Source organism: Bradyrhizobium sp. CCBAU 51745, from assembly GCF_028128715.1.
Classification (GTDB): Bacteria; Pseudomonadota; Alphaproteobacteria; order Rhizobiales; family Xanthobacteraceae; genus Bradyrhizobium; species Bradyrhizobium manausense.
Window position 1 is genome coordinate 21,379 of sequence record NZ_LBJP01000089.1, and the last position, 12,449, is coordinate 33,827.

11 protein-coding genes are annotated in these 12,449 nt (G+C 58.1%); 3 read left to right on the plus strand and 8 right to left on the minus strand.

Annotation, left to right across the window (positions count from 1 at the left end; genetic code table 11):
* Positions 1–21: 21 nt before the first annotated feature.
* The 8 genes from XH98_RS30450 to XH98_RS30485 form a co-directional block, all read right to left on the minus strand.
* Positions 22–816, minus strand: a complete 795-nt coding sequence (locus XH98_RS30450) for an MBL fold metallo-hydrolase (RefSeq protein ID WP_271620808.1) — start codon at positions 814–816, stop codon at positions 22–24.
* Positions 817–973: 157 nt separating this feature from the next.
* A complete protein-coding gene (locus tag XH98_RS30455; protein ID WP_271620809.1) occupies positions 974–2,200 on the minus strand; it encodes an ABC transporter substrate-binding protein in 1,227 nt (408 codons plus the stop codon).
* Positions 2,201–2,271: 71 nt separating this feature from the next.
* A complete protein-coding gene (locus XH98_RS30460; RefSeq protein WP_271620810.1) occupies positions 2,272–3,258 on the minus strand; it encodes an alpha/beta hydrolase in 987 nt (328 codons plus the stop codon).
* 76 nt (positions 3,259–3,334) lie between these two features.
* Complete coding sequence (locus tag XH98_RS30465; protein ID WP_271620811.1) at positions 3,335–4,390, minus strand: succinylglutamate desuccinylase/aspartoacylase family protein; 1,056 nt, start codon at positions 4,388–4,390, stop codon at positions 3,335–3,337.
* Between the two features lie 16 nt (positions 4,391–4,406).
* A complete protein-coding gene (locus tag XH98_RS30470; protein ID WP_271620812.1) occupies positions 4,407–5,513 on the minus strand; it encodes an aminotransferase-like domain-containing protein in 1,107 nt (368 codons plus the stop codon).
* Positions 5,514–5,734: 221 nt separating this feature from the next.
* On the minus strand, positions 5,735–6,577 hold the full coding sequence (locus XH98_RS30475; RefSeq protein ID WP_271620813.1) for a carbohydrate ABC transporter permease: 843 nt from the start codon (positions 6,575–6,577) through the stop codon (positions 5,735–5,737).
* Positions 6,574–7,548: a carbohydrate ABC transporter permease gene (locus XH98_RS30480; RefSeq protein WP_271620814.1), complete on the minus strand. Its 975-nt coding sequence runs from the start codon at positions 7,546–7,548 to the stop codon at positions 6,574–6,576. The genes XH98_RS30475 and XH98_RS30480 overlap by 4 nt, the downstream gene beginning before the upstream one ends.
* Positions 7,545–8,726 carry an ABC transporter ATP-binding protein gene (locus tag XH98_RS30485; RefSeq protein WP_271620815.1) on the minus strand — a complete coding sequence of 394 codons (1,182 nt, stop codon included), beginning with the start codon at positions 8,724–8,726 and terminating at the stop codon, positions 7,545–7,547. Before XH98_RS30485 ends, XH98_RS30480 begins: the two co-directional genes overlap by 4 nt.
* 483 nt (positions 8,727–9,209) lie before the next feature.
* Here XH98_RS30485 and XH98_RS30490 point away from each other — a divergent pair, with 483 nt between their 5' ends.
* From XH98_RS30490 to XH98_RS30500, 3 genes are all read left to right on the plus strand, one after another.
* Positions 9,210–10,355, plus strand: coding sequence for a pyridoxal phosphate-dependent aminotransferase (locus tag XH98_RS30490; RefSeq protein ID WP_442868658.1), 1,146 nt, complete (start codon positions 9,210–9,212; stop codon positions 10,353–10,355).
* 13 nt (positions 10,356–10,368) lie between these two features.
* Entirely contained in the window at positions 10,369–11,241 is an 873-nt protein-coding gene (locus XH98_RS30495; protein ID WP_271620816.1) for an isocitrate lyase/phosphoenolpyruvate mutase family protein, read from the plus strand.
* Between the two features lie 295 nt (positions 11,242–11,536).
* On the plus strand, positions 11,537–12,445 hold the full coding sequence (locus XH98_RS30500) for a LysR family transcriptional regulator (RefSeq protein ID WP_271600116.1): 909 nt from the start codon (positions 11,537–11,539) through the stop codon (positions 12,443–12,445).
* The last annotated feature ends 4 nt before the right edge of the window (positions 12,446–12,449 follow it).

Sequence of the window (12,449 nt, forward strand, 5' to 3'; positions counted from 1 at the left end):
TGATTGGGGTTGTTTGCAGACTCAGTGTCGCCTAACACATCCGTCTGAATCTAAGCTGATCCACTCTCCTGGGGCCAAGACGAGCGAGTCTAGGACGCGCTCACCTCGAGCTCTCGCATCCGAGAGGCATCGTTCGAATTGGTGGACCAGCGGGTCGTCTTGGTCGGTGTAGTGGCAGGGTAAGACCGTCTTCAAACCAAGCCATTGTGCTGCCAGGACGGCTTCCCGCGGTGAAAGGTCGGTCGTGAGTTTGCGACCGGGCCTCTCATCTGCAATACCGGTTGGATTGGCTATCCCGAGAGAACCGATGGTCGGCTTGTAGAGCTCACCCTGCAGGCGCATGTCGGAGAACAACGACGTATCGCCGGGATGATACCAGCGTATGCCGTCTCCGAGTTCGATAATGAAGGCGAGTGGAATACCCGAGACAAAAGATCCGTCCGGCATGCTCACGCCTGAGCAATGGCGGCATTCCAGCGTTTGGATCTCAAGGCCAGCGATCTCCAGACGCATGCCCCAGGCGGTCGGCCGAATTTGAGATGCAGGGACGTTCATGGTCCTGAGGTAAGCCTGGACTTCGTTGCCGCACAGGACGGATGCGCCGGTAAGTTTTGCGATGGCGGGGGTGTCGCCCAAGTGGTCGCGAGCCGCATGCGTCACTATGATCAGGTCAACACGCTCGAAGTCTTTCACCTCGATCGAACACGCCGGGTTGCCCGTAAAGAACGGGTCGAGCAAAATGCGCTTGCCGTCAGCTGACACGATTTCATAGGCGGCGACACCATGAAATCGAACCATGTAGAGTAATTTAGTCATCGCGATTGCTTTTGGTAGACGGGAACAGGAGATGTTGTTGCGGATTGGCGAGCTGACGAAGGGTTATCCAGACAACGAGGCTCACCAATGCTCGATTGCTGCGCTCGCTGACCCAGGGGCAACGGCCGCCGGAGTGCCAGTCTCTTCAGCCGGCATCTCATTTCGGGAGCAACTGCTGAACTGATTTAGTCATCTCCTCCAGAGCCTCTTCCGGGGACCGGCGAAGTGTCACGACCTCCTGGAGCAGCACACGAATTCGATCCGTGATCCTGAGCGAATTGTCTCCTGGGAACGAATACCATCTCCCTGCCTTCATTGAGGCCCGTATTGAGGCCATCCTTGCATCTTGAGGCGCTATCGATGCTTCGAGCTCGGCAGTTGCCTTTCGGTTACCCGGCACATAACTCGTTACATCTGAGACCATGTGCTGCACAGGCATGCTCTCCATGAATTTCATGAAAGTCCAGGCTGCTTTCTGTTGGTCGGGCTTGCGAGCGAGCATCATGATACAGCCGCCGCCCGCCGGCACGCGACCATTGTCTGTGATCGGAATCGGCGTCGTGCGCAGATCAAACTTGGCCTGTTTGAGCTGCGTCTTCAGAAATCCGCTCGAGGTCATGAGCATTCCGACCGTTCCGGCTGAGAATGCCTGATAAGCTTGTTCACGTGGCATGTCTATTTGGCCGGCCTTGCCGAAATCGCGTACAATTTCGAGGGCGCGCAAGCCTTCTTGTCCGTTGAAGGTGATCGTGCGATCGTCGGCGGACATCATCCGTCCACCTTGGGATTCGATCAGGGCCATGAAGGTCCAGTTGCCGGCGGCGGCATAATCGAAGTAGCCGCCGATCCGGTTGTCCCCGAGAGTAGTGATCTTGGCAGCAAGAGCCGTGATCTCTGGCCAGGTATTTGGCAAGTGGTCAGGGTCGCCACCTGCCTTGTGGACGAGATCGGCGTTGTAATAGAGGATCGGCACAGAGACGATGTACGGTAGTCCGTAAGGTGTATCGCCGCTGCGGCAGAGCTCGTTTGAAATGGCTTCGTAGCTGGTATCGGCCCAGGCTTTATCCTGATTAAGGAACGGCGTGAGCGGAATTGCCAAACCTCTGCGTATCGTCAGTTCAGAACGGTTATAGCCCTGAAAAATAACGTCAGGTACTGTGCCGGCCACGTTGTCACGCAGCAGGCGCTGGGTAAGATCGTCATAATCGCTGGCAGCCGGACGCACCTTCAGGTCGATGCTCGGATTGTCGGCCTTGAAGGTCTCGATAGATTGGGGTGGTATCAGGGAACCCAATGTTAGAACGTCCACATTAGTGGCGTGGGCTTGGCCGATGAGAGCGGCGTCCAAACAGATGAGCAAGAGAATTGATTTTTTGATCATCATCGGAGGTTCAGATCTCAACCTTGTGCACCAGGTTTGCAGGAAAGCAAGGCTGTAGCTATCGGGCGTCGCCTTCAAATCCTGGCGGCGGGCAACGCCGCCAGGAATCGTGCGGCACTCCGAATAGCGGCATCGGCGCGCGGAATGAGGCGGGCGCGATTGGCAAAGCCGTGGATCAGGCCTTCGTAGCGCTGTAGATCAACTGAGACCCCTGCTGCTTGGAGCCGCTCGGCCATTTCGAGCTGCTCATCCCGAAGAACATCGAGCTCGGCGATACCCATCCAGACGGGTGGCAATCGCTTGAGGTCGGCGTGTAGGGGGGCAAGGTAGGGATCGAAAGGAGAAATGCCTTTTGGTACGAGAGCCCGGACATAATGCTCCATGCGAGCCTTGGACATGCCGAATTGTCCGCTTCCGAACAGTCGATAACTGGGCCTTTCGGCGTTCATGATGTCATAGACGCCGTAAAAGAGTGCCATGCCGACCGGAAGCTCCTTCCCTTCGTCGCGGCGCCGGAGCGTCGATGTCAAGGCAAGCGCTGCACCTGCCGATCCTCCACAAACGGAGATGCGGCTTCGATCCAGCCCATGGTCTTCGGCCAGGGTGAATACCTGATCAAGCGCTGAGACCATATCTTCCAGCGCCGCCGGATAGGGGTGTTCTGGAGCGAGGCTGTATTCAGTCGAGATAACGGCGAGATCGCCCTGGGCAACCATCCTCCGGCAGATACAATCGCAATGGTCGAGCGAGCCCCGAACGAAACCGCCCCCGTGCATGAACAGCGTTAGTGGAACACGTTTCCAACCGTTCCTGTACAGGCGGGCGCGAAGCGGTCCTTGTGGGCCGAGGATCGTCAATGGCAGGATCGTCTCGACGTCAGGAGAACCCTCATTCCAGAACGGAGCAAACCTTGTTTGCTGGTCGCGATCCCCTTGGAATGTGGTAGGCGCTCCGCCATCAGCTGCGACCATTTCTGCCACCTTGGCCATGGCGATCGCCATATCGGGATCTATCAAGTCGATTGAGACGGACCGCCCGTCTTCGGTGCTCTGCGCAGACATGAGATTCTCTTTCTCGCTGGGACGTTGGACGTCCCTCAAATTTGGTTGCCTTGAAGGCGACTATGGAATGTGGGCATCACTTTCCAGACGACGGCACCCAATCACGCCCTAGTGCAAAAACGCAATCACCGCGCCCGGTTCGAGCCGGGATTCGCCGGGTGAGCACCACGCCATCAGCTTTGGCGATAACTGGTTCGGCATCCCGCCAGGGGGTACTCGTAAAGTGAATATTCCCCACGACCTGTCCTTCGCACACGGTGTCGTTGAGCCCAACGAGCGGCTCAAAGAGCCCCCGCTCTGCGGCGTCGGCATAGACATAGTCCCTGCTAGAAACACGCTTCAGCAGGCGGCACTCCGGCGGCGGCCAGTGGGTGAGAGGCCGGCTCGTAGCGCCGACATGGTGAAGCAGCCGAGCCAAACCATGCTCGGCCATCTCGATTGCGCGAGGGGCCACGCTGCCCCCGCCCCCCAGCTCGGTTGAAAGATGTTTGACCCCTTGCCGCCGGCAAGCGCCGATCAACGCGCCATCGCCGCCTGTCGAATGCTCAATGATCATGCCGATTGGCATGCCGAAGACACGTAGACGTGTTAGCGCTTCGTTGAGATCATCTGAGCCTGTTGGGCGGGCCACCACGGCGCAAGGCAAATATTCGAAGGTGAGACTGCCTGAATGGAGATCGACGACATATTCGACGCGAGGCAGGAGTTCACTTTCGATATAATGCGCGATCATTGAGGTCGGCCCGCCCGACGGACCTCCCGGGAAGTGCCGATTCAGATTCCCATCATCGAGCGGTGAATTGCGGCGGTCGGTTCGGACGGCGGGCGCGTTCGCACCTGGAAGTACAATCAGCCGACCGCGTACGTCTTCGCAGCGCAGTGCGCGGATCAACTTCATGAGAATGATCTGGCCCTCGTACTCATTTCCGTGATTGCCAGCCATGAGCAGCACACTCGGACCTTCTCCGTTGCGGATCGTCACAATTGGAATCGGCTCGCAATTGTAGCCCGCATCATCGCCTGAGCGATCATGCACAGCCAATGGTAGCATGAGAAAGCCAGCCTGTTTACCTGGCGCGTCGATGTCGATTGTTGTCCATATCTTGGACGACTGTTGAGTTTGCGGGCCCATGCTCTGCTCCCCTCAACTAAAGGTAAACATCTGCAATCGCAGCGAGTCCGCGCTCGAAAGCAGCGCGGTCCGGCGGGGTACCCATTCCGAACCGAACTGCGTTGGGGGGCGCATTGTCCATAGCGTAAGTACTGCTCACGCTGACCTCCACCCCGAGTGCACGCACGCCTGCGACAAACTCTATTGCAGGTCGGTTCGCAGGCAACGAGAGCCAGACGTGCAAGCAGTCCGGCCGGCTACGCATGTTCGCGCTGCCAAGCCGGTCGGCGACCAAGGTATGGCGAGCGCGCGTCTCTTCTCGAACCGCATCGATGACGACATCGACGGCGCCCATCTCGATCAGTGAGGAGACAACGCTTCCGTTCATCGGTGCGCACATCCAGTAGGTGGCACGCACGCCGGGCCAAAACCGTTCTTCTGCGGCCCGTGCAGTCGGCGCGAGAACATAGGCGACCTTCAGCGCGGCCGCCAACGATTTGGCAGTCCCAAGGATGTACCAGGAGATCTCCGGTGCGAAAGTCGACAATGGAGGTGGAACGTTTTTTGGAAGCAGGCTGTAGATGTCATCTTCGATGATTGTCACGCCATATTGGCGGCAGATCTCGGCGATCGCTTGGCGCCTCTCTATGCTCATCACTGCTGTGGTCGGATTCTGCAGTGTCGGCATGGCATAGTAGGCTGCCGGTCGTTCCGAGCGACAGACCGCCTCGAAGTGGTCCGGCAGAACGCCCTCCTCGTCCATCGCTACCGGTGAAAGCTGAAAGCCGAGCTGTCGAGCAAAGGGCAGCAGCGTCGGATAGCTGAGGGACTCAAGCGCGAGCCGACCGTTGCGGCCGACAAGGCCGGCCAGGAGCATCATGAGAATACTTTGCGTGCCGTTCGCAACCACGACCCGGTCAGCCGGGGGGACCTGCGGTAGTCGCCGACCAAGAAAACGCGCGCCAAGGCTGCGGTCGCGCTCACTACCGCGGAACTGGTGCGCACCTATGAGTTCGTTCGGTGCGAATGCTTCCAGAACGTTTTGGACGGCAGCTTTGTAAACGGCGTCAAAAGCGTGGGGGACTTTTGGCGGTAGATTGCCGCTCATGTTGAGAAGCGCGTTCGATTTATCGGTGAGGATCATAGTTGAGCCCTTGGATTGGATGCCTAGCAAGTCTCGAGCAGGCGCATCTGGTGGGTCATGGTTTCGATGCAGGCGTCAGTGTTCTCCGCCCGAGAGCTTGGCGCGGGCTGTGATTTGGCGGCTTGTTTTGGATGCTTGCCGGCGCCGCGTCAGTGGCAGGATCAACGAACTCAGCCCGACAGGAACAATCGGCGTGTGGAAGGCATTTCCGGTCTCCGCGCCTACTTTACGGCTCCGCCGGTCATTCCTTCCACAAACCACTTTTGTGCAGCCAGGAAAGCGATGACCAGGGGGAGAATGACAAGGGTTGCCGCTGCCATCAGCGGCCCGTAGTCGTTGCCGGCCTCCTCGCTCTTGAAGGCCATTATGCCGAGCGGGGGCGGCATAAGAGACTCGTCTCGCACCGCAATCAGCGGCCAGAAAAGATCGTTCCAGTGCCCGACAACCGAAAAGATGGCGAATGCAATGAGCGCGGGGAGCGCCATGGGAACCATGATCCTCCAGACGATGGCAAGTTCAGAAAGCCCGTCAAGACGGGCGGCATGAACGACATCGTCCGGAATCGTCTTGAAGAACTGTCGAAACAGGAAAATGCCGAATGGCGACACCACATACGGAAAAACAAGCGCGGCATAGGTATTGAGAATGCCGAGCTGGCTTGCCAGAACAAACAGCGGCAATGACAAGACCTGATGTGGTAGCAACAGACCAACCAGAACCATGCCAAAAAGCAAGTCGCGTCCGGGAAATCTCAGCTTGGCAAGCGCGTAGGCGCACGGCGCGCAAACCAAGATCTGCAGGAGCAGGATGAGGGCGCAAACAAGCAGGCCGTTGCCCATGTAGCGGGGAAGGGGCGCCTCTGTGAGCGCCTTTGTGTAATTTTCGACACCATAGAAATGAGCCGGCCAGAGCGAAAAGGAAGCGCGAAAGATCTCGCCGGGCGGCTTGATGGAAAGCGAAAGCATCCACACAAAGGGGACAAGGATAAGCGCTCCGCTCATCAGCAAGACGGCATGGCGAAAAACGCCGGTTGGCGGCGACAGCGTTGATCTGGCGAGGCTCATTGATAGTGCACCTTTCTATCCAGAACGCGGGTCTGGACCAAGGTTAGCGTCACGACGATCACAAGAAACACGACGGCGACCGCGGCTCCGTAACCGGTGCGCAAATATTCGAAGCTCTCACGATAGAGGGTGTAAAGCAGCACCTCCGAGGCGTGACCGGGGCCGCCTTGGGTCAGGACTTTCACGGTATCGAAGGTCTCAAATGCCCTCAGCGCCACCACGATCAGGACGAACATCGAGACCGGCCCCAGCATCGGCAGGGTCACAGTTCTTAGCCGGTCCAGCCACATATCGGCGCCGTCGACGGCCGCCGCATCGTACAAATCCTGCGGAATGCTTTTTAAGCCTGCAAGAAACAGAACCATGGCGTAGCCAAGGTTTTGCCATATGCCGATCATCGCTAGGACCGGCAGTGCCGTAGTCTCGTCGCGTAGCCAATTCGCCGTCGGTAAGCCAAGCGCGGCAAGCGACTGGTTGACGAGGCCGATTGTGGGGTGCAGTAGCGCCTCCCACGCGATCGCCATCGCGGTGAGCGTCGCCATAAAGGGCAAAAAGTGAATGGCGCGATAGAAAGCGCGGCAGGTCTTTCCGCTTTCAATCAGAAGGGCAACCGCGAGGCCAAGGACCACTGTCCCCGGCACCACAATCAGAACGTAGATCAGGGTATTGAGAAGCGATGTTCTAAATCCCGCATCAGCGAAGACATCCTCAAAATTGGCCAAGCCCACGAAGGAGAACGAACGCGCGCCGAACTGCCAGTCCGTGAGCGCTATAAAGAAGACGCCGAAGACAGGCAGGAAGAACAGTCCGAGCAAGAGCAGCGCCGCCGGCGCTGCAAGCGTCCATCCTGCTGTCGTTTCAGCAAGGGCACGACGCTTCGACAGCGATGCGGACAGCGTTTGCAGAGCAGGTTGGATGCCGGCCGATGTCGTCGCCTCCGGCCTCCCTCTGATCGCGCCTGCCCCGCTCATCGAACGTTTTCCCGAATGGGTGTAACGGATGCCAGAGTCCCGGCTTCGGCTTGCCGACGCAGCCGTCGCCCATTGCGCGCAAAGAGCAGCACACGATCGGGACGAACGCCGACATGGAGGGTCTGCCCCGGCAGAACGTGAGGCGCCCGTTCGGCAAGCAATCTTGCAACGAACGGAGCATCGAGTCCGGCCAGAGCAAGGTGGACGAACAGATCAGAGCCCATATGCTCGATCATCCGCACGGAGCCTGTGAGCGTGCCATGGCCCGCATGATCGCTAAGGTGCAAGCTTTCCGGCCTGATTCCAAGGGTCAGCGGCGTGCCTGGGAGTGCATCGACCTCGGTGGCAAGCGTAGACCCTGCCACGTCGATGAGGTCTCGCTCGCGCACGATGCCATCGAGCATGTTGATCTTGGGCGAACCGATGAATTCGGCGATCCGGCGGTCATCGGGATCAGCATAGATGTCTTGGGGCGGAGCAACCTGCAGCAGCTCGCCTTCGAGCATCACCGCCACTCGATCCGACAGCGTCATGGCTTCCGCCTGGTCATGGGTCACGTAGACGAACGTGCCCCCGAGCCTCTGGTGCAATTCCTTGATCTCGGCTCGCATCTGCACCCGTAGCTTGGCATCGAGGTTGGACAGCGGCTCATCCATCAGAAACACAGCTGGATGGCGCACCATGGCTCGTCCGACGGCTACGCGCTGGCGTTGGCCGCCGGAGAGTTGGCCGGGCTTGCGAGAGAGCAGATGGCCAATGCCGAGCGACTTTGCCGTGCGGGTAACTTCTGCTTCGATTTCGGCCTCGATCTTCGCCGAACCAGGCATAAGCCGGCCGAAAAAGGGAAGCCTCTGGCCCGCCGAGAACATGCGCATCCGAAGTGGGAGCGCCATGTTGGCGGCGACCGTCATATGCGGATAGAGCGCATAGGACTGGAACACCATCGCAACATCGCGCCGCTTGGGCCGGAGACCATCGACAGCCTCTGGGCCAATCGAGAGCGAACCTGAGTCCTGTATCTCCAGCCCCGCCAAAATGCGCAGCAGCGTCGATTTTCCACAACCCGAGGGACCCAAAAGCGTCAGGAACTCGCCGTCGGCGATCGACAGGGAGACTCCTCGAAGCACTGGTGTCGCGCCAAAGCTTTTGTGGATACCGCTGATCGATACGGATGCCATAGCCGTCCCTTACACTGTCACGAACAAGCGTGCGGACCACCACCGTCGTTCGTCGGAGCTGTTTGTCTGGCTGGTCTTAGAACCCGGTATTGCTACGCTCGCATGACAATCATTCAAGATTTCGATCGGATGTTGCAAAGAAACGATCGCTATGAACGAAAAGCGTCAATTTGCCCAAATTCAATTGTGTCCGCGCAATCGGTCGATCTTTACCGCGCCGCGGCGCATCGCGGACGCCGTTTCTCCCGCTGAGCGACGTTCTAGTTTGGCGACATGTGGCAGCTGCAGCTGCAGTCCATGGAGAGAGGGCGAACTGATCTCAATTTTCGATGGATCAAATCAAAAACGCGATTGGTCAAATTGGTTGATTGCCCAACAGCCTATAGTTGGAAGGCCGAACGTCCCTCCTGGTCTAAAAGGTCCTTCACCGTGCCCCTCCTTGCAGAACGTCTCAAAGTCATCCGCCCATCGGAAACCAAGGCAATGACGGCACGGGCCGCCGAGCTGCGTGAGGCAGGGGCGGACGTGATAACGCTCAGCGCAGGCGAGCCGGACTTCGAGACGCCGAGCGCTGTTTGCGAGGCTGGCGTTCAGGCTATCCGCCGTGGTCGCACCAAATACACGCCCGTTGCAGGTATCAAAGAGCTCCGCAAGGCGATCCGCGACAGCTTGAGCAGCGACCACGGGCTTGACTACAGCATAGACCAGATCACGGTCGGGTGTGGCGCCAAGCAGGTCGTTTTCAACGCATTGTTTGCCAGCCTCGATCCAAGCGACGAGGTCGTAATACCGACCCCTTGCTGGGTCTCCTATCCCGATATGGTCAAACTCGCCGGTGGAACGCCGCTCCTCGTAGCTTGCGGCGAATTGCAAGGCTTCAAACTCCGTCCGGACGCCTTAGAGGCTGCCATCACCTCGCGCACCAAATGGCTGATGTTGAACTCCCCCTCCAATCCCACGGGAGCAGTCTACAGTCGAGACGAATTGCTTGGCTTGGCGGCAGTGCTGCGTCGCTACCCGCACGTCCATGTCCTTTCCGATGATATCTACGAGAAGCTGACCTATGGCTGCGAATTCGCCACCATGGCCGCTGTCGCACCCGATCTTTACGAGCGCACCCTGACCGTCAACGGTGTTTCAAAAGCCGATGCGATGACCGGATGGCGCGTCGGCTATGGCGCCGGCCCTGTGGCACTGATCAAAGCCATGAATATCATTCAGGGGCAGACGTCCTCCCATACGAGTTCGATTTCGCAACATGCAGCTGTGGCAGCTCTATCGGGCGGCCGGCAACATGTGCAAGAGTTCGCGTCTGCATTTTTGAAGCGTCGTGACCTTGTTCTCCAAAAACTCAAGCAGGCCGAGGGACTTTCCTGCCGCGTGCCCGATGGTGCATTCTATGTCTTCCCCTCCTGCGCCGGTGTGGTTGGAAAGCGTACGCCGGGTGGAAGGGTGATCGAGACAGACGCGGACTTTGCCATGTATCTGCTCGACACCTTTTCTGTTGCAGTGGTGCCCGGCAGCGGTTTCATGGCGTCGCCCTACATTCGCATTTCGTATGCTTCCTCGACTGAGGATCTTACCCGGGCCTGCGATCGCATTATCGCCGCTTGCGCCGCCCTGTCCTGAAAGGCTCCTCCCGATGTCGCCTGCCGAACGCCTCCGTGCCCGTATAGCCGAGACAGGTCTCGTTCATGTCATGGCTGCTCACAGTCCCCTTTCCGCAATCCTAGCCGAAGAGGCAGGATTCGATGGGCTGTGGGCGTCGGGATTCGAGCTGTCAGCGCTCTATGGCTTGGCTGACATGAGCCTCATTACGATGACGCAGCACCTCGATGTGCTGCGAGCGATGGCAGCCAGAACGAGCCTCCCGATCGTTGCTGATATCGATACAGGCTATGGTAACGCGATTAACGTGGTCTATGCGATCCGCGAATATGAGCGAGCGGGCGCTAGCGCCGTGGTCATCGAGGATAAGACATTTCCGAAGGTCACCAGCCTAGCCGCCGGCGGCCGCCAGGAGCTACTAAGGGTCGAAGAGTTCCAGGGCAAGATTGAGGCTGCAATCGCCACTAGAGGTGACCCGGCCTTTCTAGTCATCGCGCGCACCGAGGCACTCATAGCCGGCTTGGGCCAGTCCGAAGCGTTGCATCGGGCGAACGCCTATCGGGAGGCCGGCGCGGACATGATCCTAATTCACTCCAAAAAGAAGGATCCTTCGGAGATAGAGGGCTTCTCGCGGGCGTGGACCGGGGCGGTGCCACTGGTGATTGTGCCAAATGCCTACCCGGAGCTCGACGCCGCCCGGGTCAAGGCGCTTGGGAACGTTCGCATGATGATCTACGGCAATTACGGGATCCGGGCCGCGACTACGGCTATGCAAGAAATTTTCCGCCGGATCATCGCTGATGGTGGCGTGCAGAATGTTCACAAAGACATTCTGCCCGTTGAAGAGATTTTCAGGCTGCAGAAGATGGACGAGGTGAAAGTAGCAGAGACACGGTTTCTCCGCTAACGAGTTCCGGTCAAATGTCAAGGGATGTCGCTTGCTTCGAAGTTCTGAATATCTTGACAAGCTCGTTCCGACCCCGACCTCCCGCCTCGCTCTATCGGCACACTAGGCGAAGGCCGTGTGCATTTCGAGTGCAGCTTCCACTAATATCTGACCGAATGGGGATTTTCTGCATGAAGGCGGGCTAATAAGCATGATCCCGACTGTTGATATCGAATAATTTGATGCAAGAAACACAATGTTTATCACTCGCGTGAAGACAGTCTGACCGTCCCGCAATTCGCTGGAGCAGCAACAGATGGCGACCGAAGATGATGAGGTGCCGCTGAATGCGATTCGTGTGTTTGTGATGATTGCACGCGAAGGGAGTGTGACGCGGGCGGCTAACACGTTGGGCACGACACAAAGCTCGGTCAGTCGCTACTTGTCAGTGCTTCAGAACTATCTCGGTGCGGAGCTCATGCAACGACGCGGCCGGCGAAGCCAGATCACAGAATTCGGAAGATTGTTTGCAAACGCCGTCGCCGAACCGCTCGATAGCGTCTGTTTCACCGCAAAGAGGATGCGGCGCCGTGCTCGGACGGACACCAACCGAATTGTAGTGCGCACGTCGCTCTCAACGTTTGCCTATTCCTTTCTGATACCAAACCTGCAGGCGTTTTCCGCCGAGATGGGTGGGGTGATCGTGGACATCATCAGTTCACTGTCCCCACCGAGGTCATCCGACGATTATGACATTTTGATCACGCGGGATCTGCCCGTTATCGAGCCGGCAGACGATTGGGAGATTTACAGCGAACAACTTGTTTGCGTAGGCTCTCCAAATCAAGTTGATGGAAGGAGCCTCGCGGTCATTCGTAGCACGCCAATCCTCAACATTACCTCTCGGCCCGACATCCTTCCCACTTGGTTGCGGGCAATGAACCTGAGTTCGAACGATATAAAATCAGGGGCGCGGTATGATCACAATTACCTCGCGTTACCTGCGGTGATGACAGGAAAGTGCCTGCTGGTCGCCCCCGAAATCATTGTCAGTGACCTGGTACGTTCGGGAGCTTTGAACGTGATCCCAGGATCCCGAACTCCGAGCGGAATGCAGTACCGAGCGTATGCAGTTGATCGCACCGATAACCCGGAAATCGCGCGGGCGTTCTGTCGATGGCTGGTGCGGCTTTGTAAGAACGCTGCACTTTCAGAAGTTGCCTAGCTAC

Coding starts and splice junctions, on each gene's coding strand:
- XH98_RS30450 (WP_271620808.1), bottom strand. CDS start 816: ATGACTAAATTACTCTACATGGTTCGATTTCATGGTGTCGCCGCCTAT.
- XH98_RS30455 (WP_271620809.1), bottom strand. CDS start 2,200: ATGATGATCAAAAAATCAATTCTCTTGCTCATCTGTTTGGACGCCGCT.
- XH98_RS30460 (WP_271620810.1), bottom strand. CDS start 3,258: ATGTCTGCGCAGAGCACCGAAGACGGGCGGTCCGTCTCAATCGACTTG.
- XH98_RS30465 (WP_271620811.1), bottom strand. CDS start 4,390: ATGGGCCCGCAAACTCAACAGTCGTCCAAGATATGGACAACAATCGAC.
- XH98_RS30470 (WP_271620812.1), bottom strand. CDS start 5,513: ATGATCCTCACCGATAAATCGAACGCGCTTCTCAACATGAGCGGCAAT.
- XH98_RS30475 (WP_271620813.1), bottom strand. CDS start 6,577: ATGAGCCTCGCCAGATCAACGCTGTCGCCGCCAACCGGCGTTTTTCGC.
- XH98_RS30480 (WP_271620814.1), bottom strand. CDS start 7,548: ATGAGCGGGGCAGGCGCGATCAGAGGGAGGCCGGAGGCGACGACATCG.
- XH98_RS30485 (WP_271620815.1), bottom strand. CDS start 8,726: ATGGCATCCGTATCGATCAGCGGTATCCACAAAAGCTTTGGCGCGACA.
- XH98_RS30490 (WP_442868658.1), top strand. CDS start 9,210: ATGACGGCACGGGCCGCCGAGCTGCGTGAGGCAGGGGCGGACGTGATA.
- XH98_RS30495 (WP_271620816.1), top strand. CDS start 10,369: ATGTCGCCTGCCGAACGCCTCCGTGCCCGTATAGCCGAGACAGGTCTC.
- XH98_RS30500 (WP_271600116.1), top strand. CDS start 11,537: ATGGCGACCGAAGATGATGAGGTGCCGCTGAATGCGATTCGTGTGTTT.